A 23,031-nucleotide genomic window follows, 5' to 3' on the forward strand; every position below is an offset into this window, starting at 1 on the left:
ATTCGCGCTCCCTGGAACAGAGAGCAAAATATGACCAATAACATCACTCCTATTCATGAGTACAAAAAATACTGGGCAGAGTGTTTTGGTACGGCACCTTTCTTGCCGACCAGTCGCAAAGAAATGGATGCCCTAGGATGGGATAGCTGTGACATTATCATTGTAACCGGTGACGCTTATGTGGATCACCCAAGCTTTGGTATGGCTATCATTGGCCGCCTGCTAGAAGCACAAGGTTTCCGTGTCGGTATCATTGCTCAACCAGAATGGCAAAATAAAGATGCGTTCATGCAACTTGGTAAGCCAAATCTGTTCTTCGGGATCACTGCGGGTAACATGGACTCCATGATCAACCGTTACACTGCGGATAAAAAACTTCGTCACGATGACGCGTACACACCAAATAACGAAGGTGGCAAACGCCCAGACCGAGCAACGTTGGTTTACTCTCAACGTTGTCGTGAGGCATACAAAGAAGTACCTATTGTTTTAGGTGGTATCGAAGCTAGCCTACGCCGTGTGGCACACTACGATTACTGGTCAGATAAAGTTCGCCGTTCTGTACTGTTTGATGCAAAAGCAGACATCCTACTTTTTGGTAACGCAGAGCGCGCACTTGTCGAAGTAGCACATCGCATCGCAAACGGCGAAGACATCAGCACCATGACCAATATTCGTGGTACTGCCGTGAACTTGCCAGCTGCACCAGAAGGCTACACGGTTATTGATTCTTCTCGCATTGAAAAACCTCGTAAAGAGGCGTTCGTACCAAAGAACCCATACGAAGTAGAAACTCAGTGTGAAACTAAAAAAGACGAGCCAGTTGCACAACCAATCACAATTCGCCCATCACGCCACGATGCTGCGACGACTGCGGTCCGTTTACCTTCGTTTGAAAAGCTAAGAAACGATCGTATTCTTTATGCGCATGCAAGCCGTGTATTGCATCTAGAAACGAACCCGTACTCTGGTCGAGCGTTACTTCAAAGCCATGGTGATCGTGAACTTTGGGTAAACCAAGCCCCAATCCCATTGACGACCGAAGAGATGGACTTTGTGTTTGGCCTGCCTTACGCGCGTGTTCCTCATCCTATGTACGGCAAAGCAAAAATTCCTGCGTACGACATGATCAAGACGTCTGTGAACATCATGCGTGGTTGCTTTGGTGGCTGTTCTTTCTGTTCGATTACCGAGCATGAAGGTCGAATCATTCAAAACCGTTCGAAAGAGTCTATCATCAACGAGATTGAAGAAATTCGCGACAAAGTTCCGGGCTTTACCGGCACAATTTCCGATCTTGGTGGCCCGACTGCAAACATGTACCGCCTGGGCTGTAAAGATCCAAAAGCGGAAGCGAACTGTCGTCGTCCTTCTTGTGTATTCCCGGGCATCTGTAACAAGCTAAACACAGACCACAAACACACAATCGATTTATACCGCGAAGCGCGTAAAGTTGAAGGCGTGAAGAAAGTGATGGTTGCATCTGGCGTACGTTACGACCTTGCGATTGAATCACCAGAATACGTGAAAGAGCTCGTGACTCACCACGTGGGCGGTTACTTGAAGATTGCACCGGAACATACAGAGAAAGGTCCTCTTGATCTAATGATGAAGCCAGGCATGGGTACGTACGATCGCTTTAAAGAGATGTTCGAGAAATACAGTGCAGAAGCAGGCAAGAAGCAGTACTTAATCCCTTATTTTATCTCTGCGCACCCAGGCACAGAGGACGAAGACATGCTGAACCTTGCTCTGTGGCTGAAAAAGAACAACTTCGAATGTGACCAAGTACAAAACTTCTACCCTTCGCCAATGTGTAACGCAACGTCGATGTACTACTCAGAGACAAACCCTCTGAAACGCGTGAAGTACAAAAAACGTGAAGATGTACCTGTAGCAAAAGGTGAACGTCAACGTCGCCTGCATAAAGCGCTGTTGCGTTATCACGATCCAGCAAACTGGCCAATGATCCGTGAAGCCCTAGTCAGTATGGGTAAAAAACATTTGATTGGTGACAAACAAGGCTGTCTCGTTCCTGCAGAAGACATTGAAGCACAAACACCTGCGCAACGTCGTAAATCTGGTCGTCACGGGGCAAACCGCTTTGCAACCAAACATACCAAAAACCAACCAGGCTTCGGTGGTCATTTGAACAAACGCTCTGAAGGCGGTTCAAAAGATGGTAAACCATCTGGCAACCGTAACGGTTCGGGTAAAGCTACAGGTGGTCAACGCCCTGCAAGCAACGGCCAACGTCCTAGCGGCAACGGTGCAAACCGCCCGGCAGGTAGCAAGCCGCAAGGCCAAGGTCGCCCACAAGCACAAGGCAAACCAACTGGTCAACGTAAACCAAAGCGTCGCTAACTCTTTAGCACTTAGATACTAGAAAGGGCTCCAGAGGTAACTCTGGAGCCCTTTTGTTTTGTCGGCTCATTGAGGCGTCACTCACAACTAAAACTTTGATTCAATCAATACAAAAAATGGTAAACACCAACCAACTTATTGGAAAAACAAACAATTATTTGATTGACGCAAAACCATAAAAATCTAACTCATTGATTTTTAATTGCTTTATTTTGGTGCGATATTTGCGTAACAGAGTAAAACTCTTAAACATGGGCTAACGATGAATAATCCACTTCCCCCAAAAACTTCTATGTTCTGGTATGACAACAGCTATACCTATGAGGAGGCCGTTCAGGCATTTGAAAGCGATGGTACACTGAAATCGCTGAATATCGTTCCAACCACGGAATCCGATGATCTTGCTGGCTCACCCCCAGAGCGCAGTATGTTTTGGGAGGGAGAAACAAAAAAAATCGATCCGCCACCGCCGTCTGAACCTGAGCCTCTCAATTTAAAAACTGAGAAAGAAGCAACGGAAGCATCACCTGCGCACTTTATCCCAGTCCGCTATGCCATCGATCAGCTAGAAACAGAAGAGACACAACCTTTTGGTTTGCCTGAAGAATGGAAAGGCCAAGGCCCAGCCAAACTCAATACCGTTGGTTACACCCTGCGTCAACTGCGCGACGGTTGGCTGTATGTCTATGATGCAATCAACAAAAGCTTAGACGAATACGAAATCAAAGGAACGCAATTCACGCTCTATAAGTTGGGAGAATCAGAAAGCCCAAAATCAGAGCAGCGTGGGACACCACAAGATGCAAAGCCCTTCCTTACTTACGTCAACGGAAGCGTACTATCGATTTGCTTCTCTGAGCACCGGTGGACATGGCACACGTTCATGCGCGTACTTAACAATCCGAGTAATCATATCGATCGCATGCAAACCATTGTTCTGTCCTCAAACGAGAATCAGCACAACATTGCACCAATAGATAAGTTAACCCAAGTCGCTGATATTGAATCTTCTGCCGTCGATGATGGTCGCTTTGCGGATTCTGGCATCGCCACCAAAGCAGATGAAGATGGTTCTGTCTTTAAACCTGTCGCAGTCGAAAGCGATTTAACCTCTGCGATTCCAGAAGAAGAATCAGGCTACTTCGTCGCGATAAAAGATTACGCCGCAGACATTCAAGATATGTCACTGCATTTTGTTGGTGCCGCAAGCCCTTACCGCCTTTTCACTGACCAGTTTTCAAACCAGTGGAACTTGATGCAGACCGCCATGCAACTGTGTATGTTTGGTGCAAGTGACGAGATAGACATGCCAGCTAGCGTTAAGCGTAACGGCGAAGAGCTGTCGTTTTATACCGACATGGCTGACTATTATGACTCCTCTCACCAACTTGATTTGGCAGAGCAGAACAAAAGCTCAGTTCAGTCCGGCTATCCTGCTAAATTTTCCGCTGGAGCGATTGAATCACACCAACATACCCAAAGTGACATTGCTAAAGCGATACAGGACAAATATCGAATTTCTGCGAGCCGTTTTGGTAAATACGAACAATGGATAGCGACTGAACGCTGGCGTCAGCAGCTCAACTGGAAGCAAATGCTGAGCGAGATGCAAGAGCTGTCAGAACAAAAAGAAACCATGCTAGCCCAAGTGGTTTCGGTCAAACGCGACTTTATCGCAGTAATGGAGTCCTTAACGCCGCATCATCTCGAAAGAACCTTCGACCTATACAGCGAAGACACACAGTACAGCTTGTATCAACTGCACAAGCAAGCCGTTGAGTCATTTACTCTGGTGATGCAAGAAGAAGACCGACAGTGGGCTGAAAGCCAATGGGAAAAACCAACCAGTTTACTTGCTCTCTATGCCTCAGGGTTTAGTCGTAGTTTATTTAAAGTGATGGAGAAGAATATTACAGAGGCGCTTGATGAACAGTCGATCGCCTCAGAAAATCCTGATCCTGATAATCAGTTGATGGACCAGATCTCTGCTACCAGCAACCGCGTGAATATGTACTCTAAGATCATGGATTTTGTTTCCAACCCAAACACTGCGGAAACGGACTTTCTCAAGGATATCGCCAAAGGCTTCCAAGAGCTGGACATTATCTTTAAATCTGCAATAGGTGCACTTGCAAAAGGAGTTTTAGAGTTTGGCGTTAGCATGACTTCACAAGCATCGATTTTACTGATGCCTGTTTTCGCTAAACCTCTGAACCGTCAGAGCTATTATTTGTTAGCCGTTATTGCAGAGCATATGGCACACAATATGCCGGTGACTGTAAATGAAAGCTACGCTCGCGATTTTAAAAAATGGAAAACACGCGTAAATGATTACCTAAGTGAGCTCAAGAAAAACGATGCGGTCATTGCTGACTTCCAGAAAAACAACCGCAAAGCCGACTCTAAATACACAACAGCTTTAAAAAATAAAAAGAGAATTAAGAAGGCACTCGCTGTAACTACATTGGAGTACCCACAATATATTGAATTACCCGATGATCTACCGCAAAGAACCGTCGAGCTTAGAACTCGGATCGCTATGAATAAGCTCGATGATTTGAATAAACTGTTCGAGAATGCAGGTGGCCTAGGCTTTTTAGCACTAATATTCAACTGCATCGCGCTTGGTGATGCCATGAGTAGTATCCAAGACACGGGGTTAATGTCCTCAGATGAATTTTTGGATATTCAGCAAAAGCTTTTTTATACAGTAAACGCTTGGACGGGAATTCGCACCGGTAAGCTATGGGATAGCGTGAAAGGTGAAGCCCAACTCAGAGCACACTCACGGATAAGGCTTAAAAAGCTAATTGCAGATCAAGCCGATGGTTTCGAGCACCTAATAATAGACGACATAAAAACCTTCAATAAATGGCTTGCAGTTACTGGGATCATAGGTGCACTAGCGTCAGGAATAGAGGCTTATCGTGTTTTAAATAGCATCGATGACCTAGAAAGAGATGCAAGAATCGCTGGGTATTTTAACTTTTCTTCGTTGGTCGGATTAACGGTCGTTGGTGCCTTTCAGGCCATTGGTGGAATAACAGGTATATGGTCGGCAAACGTTCTCTTTGGAGGACCAGTAATGTTTGTCATTATGGGACTCACTGCGGTTTACCTTCTTAGTAATCATATCATGAGTAAACTTAAACAAGACGATTATCAAAAATGGTTAGATAAACTTCCTTGGGGCTATCACCCAGATAAAGCACGTTGGAGTCAATCCTCAAGCTTGGTAAAGAGAGAAAAGCATAATTCTTCTTTAGTACAAGAGGCCCTTTTTGAGTTAAAAACCATAATGGATAAACCTTTAATCTGCCAAACACCAATGATGCGTACCGTTCCGAATTCATCAACACAGTACCCAGCAGCAAAACAAGAATTGTTTGGTATTGAGCTACATATCCAAGTTCCCACCAATAATGCAAGAGATGGCATAAAACTTCGGACAAATACTTCTGTAACAGAGGAGGGACTGATGTCGGGAGCTTGGTACACTGGAGTAAATCTAGAAACGTTGAATAGTTCAACGGATTCCTCAGATTCTCAAAGCGTCTATAAATTAACTTTACCAATGAAAGACTCAGCTAACTATCTAGCATTTGAGATTGAATACATCCTTGATGATAAAAACGAATTAAGCCGTAAGTACTGGTTCCAAAATAATGCAAAACAGCGTGCAACTTATACGGCGATTTCAGACAATACTAAACAAGCAACGATCAGAAGTTCATTAACTTCTGATGCTAGTGAACTTAGCTTACAGGAGTAACCCTTGGCTTATTTACCTTTTTACATCACGCCAGACGAACTTTCGGCCTACCAAGAAGAACAAGAGCAACAAATTCTAAAGGGGAAAGATCTTGCAACCTGGCACAAGCACGATATTGAGGAACCTTTTCGATACTTATATTTATCGATTGCTATAGCCGCAGTTAGCCCATTATTTTTCCTTACCTATTTCCTACATGATAGTAGTGAAATGATCTTAACTTACATTTTATCGGGTCTGACGATAATCATGTCTGGAGTGTCCTATTTGACTTTTGGTTTAGACAATCGCTATGACTACACCTTGTCCGACAACGGCTTAGTGATAAAAAAGCGACGTGATTTACCTAATTGGGTAAACTCAGCAACGCAGGTCATGGGCTGGGTTGGTGCTATAGTTTGTGTAGTAATGGTAGGTATTGCTGGGCCCATGGTTCTTGTCGGTGCTGGAGGGTTTATACTGGTTTCATTTCGTATGCTAAATCGTCAGCCTGACGAACCTACGGAAGTTCGAGTAGCAGAGACAGAAGATTGGCTGTTCGCCTACTACAACAAAAAGCGTAAAGTGATTCGCTTCTACCACAAGTATGACGAGTGTTCTAAATGGAGCCTAGAGAAGCATACCATCTTCAGAGCTCAAACTCGTGGTTATAGCTACATATTCTTTAGGACTGTTCAAGACCTAGATGCAATGCTAGAGACCCTTTCAAACAAATACGACATTGAATGTATTGATTTTCCAGACCATAAAGCGTTTTTTGAAGGAAGACCTGAACCTCGAATTGAAGATATCCCTTCTCGCAGCCTTGAATTTCCGGTAGCCGATACCTTTGACCTGAGAGCTAAAAACGCCCCACTTCCTGAATGGCGACGTATTTACAACGGCAAGTGGCAAACGGAATCTGAAATCGAACAATCAAAACCTGAACTAACGACAGCCAAGGAGTAACCCTTGGCTTATTTACCTTTTTACATCACGCCAGACGAGCTTTCGGCTTATCAAGAAGAACAAGAGCAAGAAATTCTAAAGGGGATGAACCTCACAACCTGGCACAAGCACGATATTGAAGAGCCTTTTCGATACTTATACCTATCGATTGCTATAGCCGCTGTCAGTCCATTATTTTTCCTTACCTATTTCCTACATGATAACAGTGACATGATCTTAACTTACATTTTATCGGGTCTGACGATTATCATGTCTGGTGTATCTTACCTGACATTTGGGTTGGACAATCGTTATGATTACATCTTGTCCGATCGCGGATTGGTTATAAAAAAGCGACGTGATTTACCGAATTGGGTCAACTCTGCGACTCAAGCCATGGGCTGGATTGGAGCAATAGTTTGTGTCGTGATGGTTGGGGTTGCTGGACCCATGGTTCTTGCCGGAGCTGGTGGGTTTATATTGGTTTCATTTGGTATGCTTAAACGTCAGCCTGATGAACCAACAGAAGTGAGAGTAGGCGAACGAGAAGATTGGCTGTTTGCGGGCTACAACAAGAAAAGGAAAGTGATCCAATTCTATTTTAAGCAGGACATATGCAGATATCGAGATACTGCTCATAAGACTATCTTTCGCTCACAAGATAGATCAGATTGTTATGTTTTCTTTAAAACTGAAGCAGATTTAGAATCCATGATCGCGCAACTGTCAAAGGTCTACAAGCTGGATTGTACAGAGGTAGATGACCACAAAAAGCTGTTTGAATCGAAGCCAGAATCAAGGCTCTTTAGTATTCCAGTTTGTAGTAGAGAATATCAAACCGAAGAGGTATTTGATTTAAGGGCGTCAAATGCCCCACTTCCTGAGCGTGAATACCTTTACAACGGCAAGTGGCAAACCGAGTCTGAAATCGAACAATCAAAGTCTAAACTAACTACAGCTCTGGAGTAACCCTTGGCATATTCACCATTTTACATCACCCCAGAAGAGTTGGCAGTTTATCAAGAGGCGCAAGAGCAAGAAATACTCGCAGGCGATAATGTCAGAACATGGCATAAGTATGATGTAGAGGAACCATTTCGCTATTACTTTAAACTTTTTGCGCTTCCATTTGTGATCGCCCCATTCCTACTAACTTTGTTTATACACACGAGTGACACGGTTGGCGTAACTATTTTTTCTTTTATTTTGTCGGTGATGGTGTCTGGAGCCTTTTACCTTACGATTGGCCTCGACTATCGCTATGACTATATTTTTTCTGACAAAGGCTTTGTGATGAAGAAGCGTCGCAACATGCCTAAGTGGGCGAATACCGCCACACAAGCCGTTGGCTGGATCGGTGCGGTAGTTTGCGTTTTGATGGTAGCGGTAGTTGGCCCGATGGCGTTAGCAGGCGCTGGTGCTTTTATATTAGTCTCCTTTAAAATGCTTAAACGTCAGCCTGATGAACCAACAGAAGTGAGGGTCGGAGAACGTGAAGACTGGCTCTTTGCTGATTACAATAAGAAAAGGAAAGTAATTAAGTTCTTTTTTAAGTATGACAGGTGCGAATACCAAGATACTGCTCAGGAGATTACTTTTCGCTCACAGGGACGATTTTATTGTTACATTTTCTTTAAAAATGAAGTGGAATTAGAATCCATGGTCACGCAACTGTCAGAGGCCTACAAACTGGATTGTAAAGAGGTCAATGATCATAAAAAGCTGTTTGAAGCGAAGCCTGAACCTAGACTTTTTACGACTCCCGCTTATTATCGTGAATACCCTACCAATGAAGTGTTTGATTTAAGGGATGCGAAAGCGCCACTCCCAGAGTGTAAGTATCTTTACAACGGCAAGTGGCAAACCGAGTCTGAAATCGAACAATCAAAATCTGAACTAACGGCAGCCAAGGTATAAACCTTGGCTTGTTTACCTTTTTACATCCCCCCATGAAAAGCTTTAGGTTTACTCTGATGTACAAAAAGAAAAATTGGTTCAAATAACGAATTTTTAACTCGAGGATAGGATAGTAAGCCCGAACCTTTCTATCCTCAACTAAACACCCATTTTGCACTGAGTAAATAGTTACTCACCATGCCTACCAATATGCCTAAGATCAAAGCCAAATAGACCATCACTCCTTGCGTCCCTAACGAGAGCGTTACGCCTTTGAACACAATAAAGTTCGGCAAAGCACTGATACAGGCACTCGCCATAAATTTTTGCCATTGAGCGAAAGGGTTGGTTTTTTCTGCTTGAGAGAAAGTCAGCCAGCGATTGCCAAGCCAAGTCGTGGTTGCCGCAAACAAAAATGCTATCCCACGAGCCAGCATCAACTCCAGACCAAGCCAATGGAACAACACAGAAAAGATAATGGTGTCGACCATAAAGCCGACACCACCTACCAGAGCAAACCTTGTTAACGAAGCAAACCTTTCCAGCGAAGCAAATTTTGGTAATTTGCGCATTCCGTTATCCAACCACACAGGTGTAGAGTGAGCGTTTCGATTTTGCTGTGAACTCATTGGTACAACTCAACGCATTTTCATGAATCATGCTATCCACTTGCTGCGATTTACCAATCAGGTGGAATTTCTTCAGATTGTTTAAGTCATTCTTATCTTCAAGCTTTTTCGCCTGACCATGACTATAGAACTGACCTGAGAACGGGCGCTTACCAATGTAAAAGACCGGAGCGTTGTCATTAATTTGCGCGAAGATTATACGGTCGCTGCGGCTATCTGCTTTGCCCATATTCAAAACCAACATCGCAATCATAAGCAGGGCTGGCAACACCGCTGCCGTTCCGGTCAACCATTTGAAATCGTGTTTATCCACCAGCATTGCAATCAAAATACCCAACGCAGGCACACCCGGTAATACGTAAGCAGGCAGAATATTCCCAGCCATGGTGAACAAGATCATTGGAGAAATCAGCCAACACATCAGGAAGCTAAATAAACCTTGATGATCGGTTTCAATGGCTTTGAGTACCTTACGACGTTTCCACGCCAAGATAGGCAATACAATTGACCAAGGCGCAGCCGACTGTAGCCAGAATACCCAGATCATCCCACGTGGTTGATCATGAGCAGAACCATACAGGTCCCCTTCCCAACCGCTGACAACAAAACGCTTAAAGTGCTCGCCAACAATAAAGTAATCAATAAATCCAGGCGTCGCCATTTCAGCCATGATGTACCAAGGTAGAGCAATCGCAAGCATGAGCGCCAACCCCAACACAATTGGAAAACGCTGCCACAAGGCTTTGAAGGCACCGAAGAAACCATGCTGAATCACAAGCCAAGGAAACACTGCGATGCCCATGATCACGATCGCCACCGGACCTTTTGCTAACAGCCCGCAAGCCAAGCCAAAGAAACCGAGATAACCCCACAATCGGCTGTGGTTGTCTTTGCCAAGCCAGCAGTAGTAAAAGCCGACCATCGCCATGGTCATTGCCAATGTCAGTGCCATGTCTGTCATCACTGCACCCGCCGCAATTGAAAAGATGCCACACGTCGCCAGTACCAACGCTGCGATGGCTGCATTAAAGCCAGCGCGATGCGCCATGAAAGCAACAAAAACAATCGTCGCAACACCCGCTAACCAATGAGGCGCGCGCACTGCAAATTCATTCAATCCAAACAGCTCAATGCCGTAAGCACTCATCCACGTGAACAGGGGTGGTTTCCCCCAAAAAGGCACGCCGTAATCAAACTGTGGGGTAAGCCAATTGCCTGTTTCCACCATTAAACGCGCCATTTCGCCGTAGCGGGCTTCTGTGGTGTCCATCAAAGGGTAGGCAGCAAGTGAAATAAGACGAAGTAAAAGAGCAAACGCCAACAACAACCACAGATGGGTTTTATTAATACTCATGATTACGCGGTTTCTCCCAATTTAAACTTCATGGTTTGGATGGATTGATGTTTTGCAGGCTGCTCGTAAACAGACTGAACAAGATAAAGAGGACGTTGCTTGGTCTCGACAAAAATGCGGCCAATGTATTCGCCCAAAAGGCCAATCGACAGCAGTTGCACACCGCCCAAGGCAAGTTGGACGACCATCATGGATGGGTAGCCAGTGACAGGCTCACCAAACACAACAGTTTTCATCACTATGAATGCGCCATAGATAAAGGCACTGAACGCCACCAATGCACCGGCAAGTGTCGCTAAGCGCAAAGGACGAATGGAAAACGAGGTAATGCCGTCCATTGCAAGGCCAATCAACTTGAGGTAGTTCCATTTGGTCTCACCACAGAAACGAGCGTCACGCTCAAACTGAACCGTCACTTGCTTGAAACCCGGCCAAGAAAAGATGCCTTTCATGTATCGGTTACGCTCTGGTAGCGCATTGATGTGTTTAACCACTTTTGCGCTCAGTAGACGGAAATCGCCCACATTCTCCGGCACATCCAATTTCGCCATGCTATTAAGCACTTTGTAAAAGCAAGCGGCCGAGAAGCGTTTGAACCAAGTTTCACCGTGGCGTTCGCTGCGCTGCATATTCACCACGTCATACCCTTCACGCCATTTTGATACCATTTGTGGGATCAACTCCGGCGGGTCTTGCAAGTCGGCATCAATCACGATCACCGCTTCACCTTGGCAGTGTTCCAGACCCGCACTCATGGCGGACTCTTTGCCGAAGTTACGGCTTAATGCAATACAACGAACGTCGCTAGAAGATTGAGAAAAGTTTTGCGCGATCATTAGGCTGTCGTCTTTGCTACCGTCGTCGACATAGACGATTTCACAGCGTTCTGGCATTTCATCCAAAACGGCGGCTAAACGACGATGAAATTCAGGCAAGACTTCTTGCTCGTTAAAGAATGGCACCACAACAGACAAAACTGTTTTAGGCTCAGTGTGTTGGCTCACCTTTGAAAAGGTTACAGCGTGAATGTTGAAGGTTGACATGCTACTCTTCCACTAAATCCGATGAATGAATCCAGTCTACAAACATCAATGTGAAAGAGATGTTATTGACATCTTTTTCACGTCCTTAGTGAATAATGTTCGGTTAATACGAAATGTTATTTTCGAACACCTGCCCACTTGGAGAGAAATACATGAAACGCGTACTTTTAGTCGAAGATAATCGAGAAATCGCAGGCATGCTGTTCGATTATTTTGAGTGTGCAGGTATGGAACTCGATTATGCAGACAACGGCGAGCTCGGCCTGAAACTGGCGATGGAAAACACCTTCGACATCATCTTGCTCGACCTCATGCTGCCACGCATGGATGGCCTGACCATGTGTAATAAACTTCGCGACGAGGGCAACAACACACCGGTACTTATGCTGACGGCGCTCGATAGCCGTGACGATATGCTCAAAGGCTTCCAACACGGCGCCGATGACTATCTGACCAAACCTTTCGACTTGGATATTCTAGAAGCGCGTATGATGGCGCTGATCCGACGTTACCGTGGCACTGTCGCATCGAGTAAGTTGGAATATGGCGAAGTCTCTATCGACCAAAAAACGCGTAAAGCTTACCGCCAAAATAAACTGTTGGCGCTAAACCCTACCACTTACACCATTCTGGAAATGCTTGTGAAAAGCGCGCCAGACGTGGTGACACGTGAAGAAATCGCCTTCCAACTGTGGCAAGAGAACGAGCCGAACAACGACGTTCTGCGAAGCCACATTTACCAACTGCGTAACCAACTTGATAAGCCATTTGAACAACATGTGCTGATCACCGTACCGAAAGTTGGCTTCCGCTTGGAGACAAGTGCATGATCAATCGCTTACTTGCTAGCACGCAAAGCACACAAAGTATGACAGGGCGACTCGCTCTGTTTTTCTCTTTTGTGTCGGTCGTGATTGGCATCTTCTGCTTTTTGTTGATTACTGGCTCCCTGCTTTGGTCTGAAGACCGCGTGGGCGAGCGTCGTATTATGGTCGACAAAAAAGAAGCGATTGAACATTTCCAGTCTCATCCAGAGCAAGGCAGTATTCAGCTTGACCTGCTCACTACCGCATACAACGACATCTCATTGGTTGCCGAGCGCTACCAAAAATACCTAATAGGTCAAAAGCACTTTCTTGATGAAGTAGAAGACGGTGAATACTCGCGCATGGTTTACATGAGTACTTACACCTACAAAGGCGTTGAACATCCCGTGATTCTGGTTTCCTTGATTGATGAAATCGAGATCACCTCAGAGGAATTCATTCTCGTCGTCGCTATGGTGTTATCGATTGTCGCCGTGCTGGTGTTCCTGTTTGGTAGCCTGTTGCTGCGTTTGTCACAGCGCTTAATTGAACCCGTCAATGCGCTTAAAACTCAACTCGATCACCACCAAGGCGATGCCACACAGACTTTTAGTGTGCCCGAGGGCTCGGCCAAAGAGTTCCAAACCCTTGCGGATGAATTGAATGAGTACCGCCACAAAATCAACCAAGTCATCAAGCGTGAGCAAGCCTTTGCACGATACGCAAGCCATGAACTGCGTACACCGTTAACCGTAATGAAAGGCTCAAGCAGCTTACTGGCGAGAAGTGCGAATACGGATTTCCAGACCCGCCAAGTGAACCGAATTCAGGATGCAACGCAGCAGATGTCGACCATGGTGGATGCCCTACTCGGCTTAGTGCGTTACGAGCGTAATGCAGATGACTCACCAGTACGCAACATCACCGAAGAAGAACTCAACCAAATCATCTTCCAAAGCCAAGCTCAGGCCGATGAGAAAGCACTTAGCTTTGATGTACAGATAGACGGCAACCCAAGAACGCGCGCGACCAATGCAGTGCTAACCATTATTCTTGGCAACCTGATTCGCAACGGCATCGCCGCGACACCATCGGGATCAATTCATATCAATATGGATGAGAACACCATCTCGGTGCGCGATGAAGGTGAAGGCTTTTCAACCATTCCGCATTCTGATGGGCACGGATTAGGTTTGATGATTGTGGACGATTTGTGCCAACGCTATGGCTGGCAGTTTAAGATTGGTACACATCCAGAAGGTGGCTGTGAGGCGGTGATTGATCTTGCGTCAGAGCATCAGGAATAACCGAAATGGTTGTACTGAAACACAGACTTTTTATCTGGGTTTAATGGCGTTACACTACGCGCCCTTTTTAACGGCAAGGTCGCGTGGTTGGACACGTCAGCAGTCACATGAAACTCTCTGAAAGCCCGATAACTCAACACAACTTCAACGGTCATACGTTTTTTCTTAAGCGTGATGACATGCTGCATTCTCACTTTTCTGGGAACAAAGCACGTAAGTTTATGGCGTTGATGGAAACGCAAAACAGCGACATCAAAACCCTCATCAGTTACGGCTCTGCTCAATCCAACGCGATGTATTCGCTAGCGGCTCTCGCCCAGATTAAAGGTTGGGCATTTGAGTTTTATGTTCATCACATTCCATCTTGGCTAAAAAGCTCCCCCATCGGAAACTATCGCGGCGCTCTCGATTTGGGTATGAAAATCACCGCCATGCAAGACATCGGTAGCGAACTCCACCCTAGTGAATACATCCACCAGGTACGAAGATTAGATGAGTCGACATTGCTTATTCCAGAGGGTGGACGTTCCCACCTCGCTGAAGCTGGCATCAAACAGTTAGCACGAGAAATTCTTGATTGGACGCGATTGAGAGGTAAAGAACAGTTTACCGTCGCCCTGCCATCAGGCACTGGCACGACCGCTTTATATCTTCATAAACATTTAAGCCCACACGGCATAGAAGTGCTAACTTGCCCTTGCGTAGGCGATGCAGATTACTTAACTGAGCAGTTCAACCAGCTCTGTGAAAACAGCCACCCAACCATTTTAACCATCCGCAACAAACACCATTTTGGTCGCTTGTACGAAGAAGATTACATCACATGGAAAGCACTCTTTGAGCAAACCGACCTCGAATTTGACCTGTTATACGACCCGTATATGTGGCAATGCCTCACCCCTTGGTTGGAAGAGAACACAGATAAAACGGTGATTTACATTCACCAAGGCGGGTTACTTGGCAACGAGTCGATGTTGCCAAGATATCAACGAGAATTTGAATAGCGTGTTCAGATAAAGTTGTTGTTGATTCCAGTGATTACACTATTTGATGAGCGCCAGAATTTCTTTGAATTCAGGTGCTCGGCAATCTTCGACCATTTCATACAAACACATTTCTAGCCCAGTGAGCACCACACCGTTAGCGGTTAACTTCGCAAGAGCGAGCGCTTTATTGGCAGCGGTTCGGGAAGATACACAATCCGTGACTAATTCAACGCGATAACCGGACTGGCGCAGAGAAACCGCGGTTTGATAGACGCAAATGTGGGATTCAATACCGCAAACCAACCAGGTATCAACTTTCGCGTTCTCCACCGCGACCTTAAATGTCGCCTCTTTGCAACCATCAAACGTGTACTTGGTAATAGGTAAATGCGTGCTTTCAAGCACTTCACGAATCGGCTCCGCGGTTGGGCCCAACCTTTCTGGATTCTGTTCTATCCACAGAATAGGCAAATCTAGTGCTTTGGCACCCTTTACCAGTTTCGTGATATTTTCAATCAGTGCGTCGCTTTCATGCATTAATGTAGCGAGTTTGCCCTGAACATCCACCACAATCAGGCCCGTGTTTCCTTTCGATAACATTTCCATCTCCTATCTTGTGCGACCACAAACCATACTCAACAAGTTGAGCAACAGTTAATGTATCAGAACCCTTTCATGTTAGAGCAATAAAACCTAGAAAGATGACCTTCGCTCACACATTTGCCCTTAGGTAAGGGTGGTTTGAACTGACTATTTAAATTTCTCTCGAATTAGTTCAATCAAGGCTTTGACTTTATTGGGCAGAAATAAGGCCGAGGGATAAATCAGAGTAAGATGCTGCTTCGGATGCGCGAATTGAGGCAGCACCTCGACCAACAAACCGTCTCTCAGTGCAGGCTTGGAATGAATTTGAGGAATAAACGCGATGCCGTTTCCTGCTATCGCCATCGAGCGCAGCAAGTTGAGGTCGTCCGAGCGCAACGCCACATGCAGATCTGAATCGAGCAAATCGGCATTGTAACGATTAGTTAAAAGGCGATGCTGCTTAAGATCTTCCACCGTTTTTACTGGCGGATGCGATTCTAGATAGGCTTTTGACGCAACAAAGTGACTACGATAAGGCAAAAGACTGAACTGCACATAGCTGTCATCGGTGACTTTGACCACGCTCGGAAGAAGCTGTAAATCAAACGATTGACGCTTAAGATCGACACTCTCTTGATGGTTTTCAATCTCGACCGAAATCTCCGGATACCGCGTTGTGTACTCGGTGATGATCGCGTTAAACGCGGCAGAGCTCATCAATGCGGAAGGAATGGCTAAACGCACCTTGCCCGTCAGCTCTTGTTGATATTCGTGCATGGCATTTAAACCTTGCTGAATATGGTCAATAGGCTGCCCCACCAACTCAAACAAGCGTTTCCCGTGCTCCGTCAACTCAATGCTGCGTGTTGTGCGGATCAAAAGCTGTACCCCGAGCGATTTCTCTAATTCTTGCAGGCGACGACTCACTTTTGAGCGTTGTAGTTGATTCGCCTCTGCCGCTGCACTTATACCGCCGTGAACCACCGTCTGAGTGAATAGGTAAATATCATCAAAACTAACGTTCATTGTCCTATTTTTAGGTCATTCATGTTCGTATTATCATTCTACTGAATTGTGAGTGACTTCTCTATAATCCGCTATCCAATATGTTTAACGGAACTTGTAATGACGGCTGACCAAAAATTTAAACACTGGATGCGAACTTTGATTGTCCTGTTCATCGTACTATTTTTGTACATTATCATTGCTGACCGCCACGCCCCCTTAACGACCGAAGGACGAGTACAAGGATACGTTGTCCAAGTCGCGCCCGAGGTATCTGGTAAAGTGACCGACGTTCTCATCGAGAATAACCAGTCCGTTCAAAAAGGCGATGTGTTGTTTACGATTGATGATCGTAAATACAAGATAGCACTTGAACAGGCGGAGCTGTCTCTGCAATCCGCTTATGAAAAAGAAGCAACGCTGTATTCTCAACGCGAAGCCGCTCTTGCCAATATTGCCCGCGCACAAGCGACATTTGATAATGCACACCGCGAGTACAACCGCTTACTGACACTATCGAAGCAGAAAGTCATCTCTCAATCGACACTCGATAATGCCTTTGCCCAAAATCAGGTATCACGTGCAGCGCTTAAAGCGGAACGACAAAACTTAAAAGTCATTGAGGCGCAATTAGGCGATCAAAAAGGTCAAAGCACCGCCGTTCGAATTGCCAAAAACGGCATCGAAAAGGCGCAACTTGATTTGGCAAATACCGCGGTACTCGCTCCCAGTGATGGTGTCGTGACCAACCTGCAACTAGAAGTTGGCACGATGGCAAACACCAACATGCCATTGCTGACGTTTGTACCAACAGGATCACTCTGGGTAGCCGCTGATTTTCGTGAAAAGTCCGTCGCGAACGTAGACAAGACTTTCCACGCCTTGGTCACATTTGATGCCAACCCAGGTTCGGTGTACGACTTTGATTTAGCTAGCCGCGATTACGGTGTAGCAGCCGCACAACAAACGCCTAATGGCGCACTGACCAAAGTGGAAGTGAACAACCGCTGGGTACGTGATGCGCAGCGTACACGAGTGAACCTAACCAGCAGCGAAGAGTTACCACCAGCACTGTTTGTCGGCTCTCGCGCTACCATTGTTTTGTACCCAGACAACAGCATTTTCTGGCAGTTGATGGCGCAAGCACAGATTCACCTCGCAAGCTGGTTCCACTTCATTTACTAGGCGGCGACAATGAAAACCTTACGAATTTGGTTCGGCTGCTCTTTAGGGCTCGCGCTAAGCATGATCTTCGGTTGGTCTTACGGATTTTTTGCCATCATGATGCCGCTGTTTATATTGGGCAGAATGGACAACTTTAATATTTCGGCTTTATTGATCGTGTTTTTCTCTGCGGTGTGGACAACCATACAAGCCACATTTTTGCTGGAATACTTGCAGTTTCATCCAACATTAATGACCGTTGCCGTCGGAATCATGATGCTGTTCAAGTGCATTGCAATGATGAACCAGAAAACCTATTTGTTTGGTTACATGGGGCTGTTGGTGGGTTCAATTGTGTTGAATTTTGCCAGCTATAACTTCATGGATATTGAAGAGTTCAACGTCAACATGTGGGTGATGGCGTTCAGCAATATTTTTGTTTGCGCATTCGCGTATTGGTTGTTCCCGGAGCCAAAATCCTCCGCCGAACACATTGAGATATCGACCCCCGTGAAAAGCGATATTGACTACATCAGCCAAGTTGCCATGGGTTGGGTAGTGGCGATGGCGGCATTTATCGTATTCCAAGTAGCAGACTTATATGACTCGCTATCCGCACAAGCTTCCATTTTGATCATCCTAACCCCAATGACTTTAGCGGGCTCGCTCGCCATGGCAAAAATTCGCATCATCGGCACCGCACTAGGCTGCATCGCAGGGATGGCTGTTCAGCTCATATTGGGCAGTTGGTATGGGCATGGGCTACTCTTTTGGCTCGCCTTTACCATTGCGATGGGGCCATTCTGCTTGTGGCTCACCAAGGGACAAATTAAAGCGGCTATCGCGTTTTCTGCCATGTCTGCCCTATCGGTTCCGCTGACGACTTCATTGGTGCCAGAACAAAAAGACGCGTTCTTTTCGATCTTGTACCGTTTCAGCTCGATTTTCGTTGCTGTTCTGCTCACCGCGATGGTGATGTGGGTGGTGCATCACTGGATTCGTGTGATATTGCTAAAGCATCCTGAGATGAAGAACGTGGAGTTGAATTAAATCTGGCCGAGGCTGGAAACGGGAAATGTATGTCGCTCACTTTACTGTGAGCGGCATTTTTATTTAAAACGGTCACCCTGAACATTGAGGAACGAGCGTGGTTCAGGATCTACTCACCGAGTGCTGTAAAGTTCTAAGGTTATCGCCATTTTCCAGTGAGTTGTTAGTAGATTCCTAGTCTCGTCTAGACTCGCTGGAATGACCAAAATTTGAATACAAGCCAAATAGTTGGGTATGTGAGTAACGTATCTCTTAACATCCGTCATCCTGAACAGCGAGGGACGAGCGTGGTTCAGGATCTACTCACCGACTGCTTTGAAGTGCGAAAGTTATCGTCATTTCCTAGCGAGCAGTAACCCGATTCCTAGTCTCACTTAAACTCGCTGGAATGACCCAAAATTGAATACAAGCCAAATAATTGGGTATGTGAGTAACGTATCTTCCAACATCCGTCACCCTGAACATCGAGGAACGAGCGTGGTTCAGGATCGACTCACCGAGTGCTGTGAAGTTCTGAGGTTATCGCCATTTTCCAGTGAGTTGTTAGTAGATTCCTAGTCTCGTCTAGACTCGCTGGAATGACCCAAATTTGAATACAAGCCAAATAGTTGGGTAGGTGAGTAACGTATCTCTTAACATCCGTCATCCTGAACAGCGAAGGACGAACGTGATTCAGGATCTACCCACCGAGTGCTTTGAAGTGCGAAAGTTATCGCTATTTCCTAGCGTGCTGTAATCAGATTCCTAGTCTCGTCTAGACTCGCTGGAATGACCCTACCTTAGAGCTGCTCTAATACCTGAGGGATGGCGAGCAATGTATCTTCCAACATCCGTCATCCTGAACAGCGAGGGACGAGCGTGATTCAGGATCTACCCACCGAGAGCTTTGAAGTGCGAAAGTTATCGCTATTTCCTAGCGAGCTGTAACCCGATTCCCAGTCTCGTCTAGACTCGCTGGAATGACCCTCTCTTGGAGCAGATCCAATACCTAGGGTTGTGGCGAGCAATGTATCTTCCAACATCCGTCATCCTGAACAACGAGGGACGAGCGTGATTCAGGATCTACCCACCGAGTACTTTGAAGTGCGAAAGTTATCGTCATTTCCTAGCGAGCTGTAACCCGATTCCTAGTCTCGTTTTAACTCGCCGGAAAGACCCTATCTTGAAGCTGCTCCAATACCTAGGGTTGTGGCGAGCAATATATCTTCCAACATCCGTCATCCTGAACAGCGAGGGACGAGCGTGATTCAGGAGCTCCCCACCGAGAGCTTTGAAGTGCGGAAGTTATCGCTATTTCCTAGCGAGCAGTAAACCGATTCCTAGTCTCATTTAAACTCGCTAGATTGACCCTAATTTTAGTTCATGGCGCGGAGCCTAAGTATTAATATCAACCCACCAACTCTTTACGAATGATCTCCGCACCCGCACTTAACGCATTGAGCTTAGCGGTCGATACTTCACGAGACAAAGGTGCCATACCGCAGTTGGTACATGGGTAAAGCTTGTCGGCATCAACGTACTTCAACGCCTCTCGCAATGTTTTCGCTACTTCTTCTGGCGTTTCAATTTCGTTAGTAGCGACATCAATCGCACCAACCATCACCTTCTTACCGCGAATCAACTCAAGCAACTCAATAGGCACTCGCGAGTTATGACACTCAAGCGAGATAATATCGATATTTGACTGCTGCAATTTAGGGAATACTTCTTCGTATTGTCGCCATTCAGTGCCTAGCGTTTGCTTCCAATCCGTGTTCGCTTTGATGCCGTAGCCATAGCAGATGTGCACTGCAGTTTCACATTTCAGCCCTTCAATCGCACGCTCTAAACACGCAATGCCCCACTCGTTCACATCATCGAAAAACACATTAAACGCAGGCTCATCAAACTGAATGATATCGACACCTGCCGCTTCAAGCTCTTTCGCTTCTTGGTTGAGGATTTTTGCAAATTCCCAAGCCAGCTTTTCACGGCTACCGTAATGATCATCATAAAGTGTGTCGATCATCGTCATAGGGCCTGGAAGCGCCCACTTGATAGGTTGCTTAGTTTGCTGACGCAAGAACTTGGCATCTTCAACAAACACGGGCTTTGTGCGGCTTACTGGGCCAACCACAGTCGGAACACTTGCTTCATAACGGTTGCGAATAGTCACCGTTTTGCGGTTTTCAAAATCTACGCCGCTTAAATGCTCAATGAAGGTCGTCACAAAATGTTGCCGAGTTTGCTCGCCATCACTGACGATATCAACGCCTGCCAGTTCTTGTTCTTGCAAAGCGACACGTAGCGCATCGCGTTTGCCATCAATCAGTTCTTCACCTTGCAGTTTCCACGGTGACCAAAGTTTTTCTGGTTCGGCCAGCCAAGAAGGTTTCGGTAAGCTGCCAGCCGTTGAAGTCGGTAATAGTGTTTTCATCGTCATTCCTTTCTAGATTCTCGTTATCTTTTACGCGTAATTTGCAGACCATTGTTCAAGCACAGATTGATAAGGTTTGATGAAATGCTCCTCGGCAAATTTCCCTTGTTCAATCGCCAGTTGGCTGCGCTCTTCTCGGTCGTAAACGATTTGAGTTAGCGAGTGGTCTAGGTTTTTTAAGTTTGGCTGGTAGCAATTACCGGCAACCGCGTTGGCATTGTAAATCTCAGGTCGGTAAATCTTCTGGAATGTCTCCATCGTGCTTATCGTGCTGATAAGCTCTAGGTTTGAATAATCGTTCAACAAGTCACCGAAGAAGTAGAATGCCAATGGTGCAACACTGTTTGGCGGCATAAAGTAGCGCACCTGTAAGCCCATCTTTTTGAAGTATTGCTCCGTCAACGAAGATTCGTTCGGCTGATATTCAAAGCCCAAAACAGGATGTTGGTTTTCGGTGCGTCGATATACCTTGTTGTCCGATACACTCAGACAAATCACTGGCAGCTTTTTGAAATGCTGTTTATAAGACTCAGAATTAACGAAAGCTTTGAACAGTTTGCCATGCAAATCACCGAAGTTCGCTGGGATGCTGAACTGTGGCTGGTTTTTGTTGTGGTCCAACAGCAAAACGCTAAAGTCGTAATCACGAACGTATGAAGAGAAGTTATTGCCCACAATGCCTTCGATGCGCTCGTTAGTGTTGTGATCAACAATGTTAGTTTTGAGCACTTCAATCGATGGGAAGGCTTCGCCACTGCCTTGGATATCCATATCAACGGAGATGATTTCAAGCTCAACAGAGTAGCGGTCACCTTGAGCATTATCCCAATATGCCAACGCATTAAAACGATTGTCGATCATTCGGAGCGCATTGCGCAGATTCTCTCGGCGGTAGTTTCCGCGAGCCAGATTAGCAAAGTTGGTAGTGATTCGCGTGTTGTCTGATGGTTGGTAATTCTCATCAAAGCGAATGCTTTTGATAGCAAATGTGAAATCGTTATTCATCGTGAGTTGGTATCCTATTTCCTTAGATAAAGCAGACTTTTCCTAACTCTGTGCATGGGGACATTTTTTGTTTTTTGGTTTTCCCAATCGTTAGGTTGCACAGCACTTACGACGAACGGTTCGTACAAAAAACGACCGTCGCAGTGCCTAACACCAGAGCAGTCCTTTTTTTATACTTGCTTCACGAGTTGAGTAATATTGGTATTGTTTCACATTGAACATGAAGGAAATTCATAGTGGCAGTTCCAACCCTGAGAGAGCTATCGTAGATACTGTTTTTCATTGACACCAATACACGTAACTTGGCGAGCATATTGCCAATATGTGTAATTAAGAAACGGATAAGAGATTAGCAGTACATAAACCAGTTTAAGCCGAGAAAACGCATTGTATGAACAAGGCACCAACTGGAATATAGGACAGCGTAACTTAAATAGCACTTTTCACACTCCATCGTTTATTCAAGCATTCGTTTAATTAGAAGTACGTTACATTTTGTATTCTCGAAACATGATTATTTAATAATCTTATTTATTTCTTTTTCTATCTTTACCATCTTAAACGTAAAGTTTAATTTCCTGCTGTAAAAGCACATATAACTTCATACACGAACATGGCAACTTCATTGACGGACTTTATCACTAAACTATTACATTAAGCTCTAAAAAATAATAACAAAAAAAAACATAAACCTCTGTTTTAATTTGAATTAAACCCATAAA

The 23,031-nt window shown here is 45.5% G+C and carries 17 protein-coding genes; 10 read left to right on the forward strand and 7 right to left on the reverse strand.

The annotated features are described in order from the left end of the window. The first annotated feature begins 30 nt into the window (after positions 1 to 30). The 5 genes from R7F07_RS00525 (at position 31) to R7F07_RS00545 (ending at position 8,980) form a co-directional block, all read left to right on the forward strand. Positions 31 to 2,364 (forward strand): YgiQ family radical SAM protein, encoded by a 2,334-nt coding sequence (locus R7F07_RS00525; protein WP_054574765.1) that lies wholly within the window; start codon positions 31 to 33, stop codon positions 2,362 to 2,364. Positions 2,365 to 2,626: 262 nt separating this feature from the next. Further along, complete coding sequence (locus R7F07_RS00530) at positions 2,627 to 6,136, forward strand: T6SS effector BTH_I2691 family protein (protein ID WP_171343047.1); 3,510 nt, start codon at positions 2,627 to 2,629, stop codon at positions 6,134 to 6,136. Between the two features lie 3 nt (positions 6,137 to 6,139). Continuing rightward, the gene (locus tag R7F07_RS00535) at positions 6,140 to 7,084 is read left to right on the forward strand and encodes a hypothetical protein (protein ID WP_033905695.1); all 945 of its coding nucleotides are present in this window, start codon (positions 6,140 to 6,142) and stop codon (positions 7,082 to 7,084) included. Positions 7,085 to 7,087: 3 nt separating this feature from the next. After that, positions 7,088 to 8,032: a hypothetical protein gene (locus R7F07_RS00540; protein ID WP_017634702.1), complete on the forward strand. Its 945-nt coding sequence runs from the start codon at positions 7,088 to 7,090 to the stop codon at positions 8,030 to 8,032. A gap of 3 nt (positions 8,033 to 8,035) precedes the next feature. Next, complete coding sequence (locus tag R7F07_RS00545) at positions 8,036 to 8,980, forward strand: hypothetical protein (RefSeq protein WP_017634703.1); 945 nt, start codon at positions 8,036 to 8,038, stop codon at positions 8,978 to 8,980. Between the two features lie 134 nt (positions 8,981 to 9,114). Here the strand turns inward: R7F07_RS00545 and R7F07_RS00550 are convergent, their stop codons facing one another. Genes R7F07_RS00550 through R7F07_RS00560 form a run of 3 tightly spaced genes read right to left on the reverse strand, consistent with a single transcriptional unit; the run spans position 9,115 to position 11,985 of the window. Next, positions 9,115 to 9,531, reverse strand: coding sequence for a GtrA family protein (locus tag R7F07_RS00550; RefSeq protein ID WP_005376755.1), 417 nt, complete (start codon positions 9,529 to 9,531; stop codon positions 9,115 to 9,117). Between the two features lie 4 nt (positions 9,532 to 9,535). Further along, on the reverse strand, positions 9,536 to 10,942 hold the full coding sequence (locus R7F07_RS00555) for an ArnT family glycosyltransferase (protein ID WP_171343046.1): 1,407 nt from the start codon (positions 10,940 to 10,942) through the stop codon (positions 9,536 to 9,538). A gap of 2 nt (positions 10,943 to 10,944) precedes the next feature. Then, a complete protein-coding gene (locus R7F07_RS00560; RefSeq protein ID WP_005376753.1) occupies positions 10,945 to 11,985 on the reverse strand; it encodes a glycosyltransferase family 2 protein in 1,041 nt (346 codons plus the stop codon). A gap of 152 nt (positions 11,986 to 12,137) precedes the next feature. Here R7F07_RS00560 and R7F07_RS00565 point away from each other — a divergent pair, with 152 nt between their 5' ends. From R7F07_RS00565 to R7F07_RS00575, 3 genes are all read left to right on the forward strand, one after another. Continuing rightward, positions 12,138 to 12,815, forward strand: a complete 678-nt coding sequence (locus R7F07_RS00565) for a response regulator transcription factor (RefSeq protein ID WP_005376751.1) — start codon at positions 12,138 to 12,140, stop codon at positions 12,813 to 12,815. Continuing rightward, a complete protein-coding gene (locus R7F07_RS00570) occupies positions 12,812 to 14,098 on the forward strand; it encodes a sensor histidine kinase (RefSeq protein ID WP_005376750.1) in 1,287 nt (428 codons plus the stop codon). The genes R7F07_RS00565 and R7F07_RS00570 overlap by 4 nt, the downstream gene beginning before the upstream one ends. 107 nt (positions 14,099 to 14,205) lie before the next feature. Continuing rightward, positions 14,206 to 15,102, forward strand: a complete 897-nt coding sequence (locus tag R7F07_RS00575; RefSeq protein ID WP_005376749.1) for a 1-aminocyclopropane-1-carboxylate deaminase/D-cysteine desulfhydrase — start codon at positions 14,206 to 14,208, stop codon at positions 15,100 to 15,102. A 39-nt stretch (positions 15,103 to 15,141) separates the two neighbouring features. Here R7F07_RS00575 and R7F07_RS00580 read toward each other — a convergent pair whose 3' ends face one another. Together R7F07_RS00580 and R7F07_RS00585 are read right to left on the reverse strand one after the other, a co-directional pair. Further along, positions 15,142 to 15,684: a hydrolase gene (locus tag R7F07_RS00580; RefSeq protein WP_005376747.1), complete on the reverse strand. Its 543-nt coding sequence runs from the start codon at positions 15,682 to 15,684 to the stop codon at positions 15,142 to 15,144. Positions 15,685 to 15,834: 150 nt separating this feature from the next. After that, positions 15,835 to 16,695: a LysR family transcriptional regulator gene (locus R7F07_RS00585; RefSeq protein ID WP_005376746.1), complete on the reverse strand. Its 861-nt coding sequence runs from the start codon at positions 16,693 to 16,695 to the stop codon at positions 15,835 to 15,837. A 99-nt stretch (positions 16,696 to 16,794) separates the two neighbouring features. On the opposite strand from R7F07_RS00585, the gene R7F07_RS00590 reads away from it, so the two are divergent. Both R7F07_RS00590 and R7F07_RS00595 read left to right on the forward strand, forming a co-directional pair. Then, entirely contained in the window at positions 16,795 to 17,859 is a 1,065-nt protein-coding gene (locus R7F07_RS00590) for an HlyD family secretion protein (RefSeq protein ID WP_005376744.1), read from the forward strand. Positions 17,860 to 17,868: 9 nt separating this feature from the next. Then, positions 17,869 to 18,888, forward strand: coding sequence for a DUF2955 domain-containing protein (locus R7F07_RS00595; protein ID WP_005376743.1), 1,020 nt, complete (start codon positions 17,869 to 17,871; stop codon positions 18,886 to 18,888). Between the two features lie 1,387 nt (positions 18,889 to 20,275). Here the strand turns inward: R7F07_RS00595 and R7F07_RS00600 are convergent. Next, positions 20,276 to 21,304, reverse strand: a complete 1,029-nt coding sequence (locus R7F07_RS00600) for a methionine synthase (RefSeq protein ID WP_005376742.1) — start codon at positions 21,302 to 21,304, stop codon at positions 20,276 to 20,278. 30 nt (positions 21,305 to 21,334) lie between these two features. Then, positions 21,335 to 22,309 carry a DUF1852 domain-containing protein gene (locus tag R7F07_RS00605; RefSeq protein ID WP_017636059.1) on the reverse strand — a complete coding sequence of 325 codons (975 nt, stop codon included), beginning with the start codon at positions 22,307 to 22,309 and terminating at the stop codon, positions 21,335 to 21,337. Between the last annotated feature and the right edge of the window lie 722 nt (positions 22,310 to 23,031).

This window comes from Vibrio sp. YT-16 (genome assembly GCF_033337405.1).
Taxonomy (GTDB): domain Bacteria; phylum Pseudomonadota; class Gammaproteobacteria; order Enterobacterales; family Vibrionaceae; genus Vibrio; species Vibrio alginolyticus.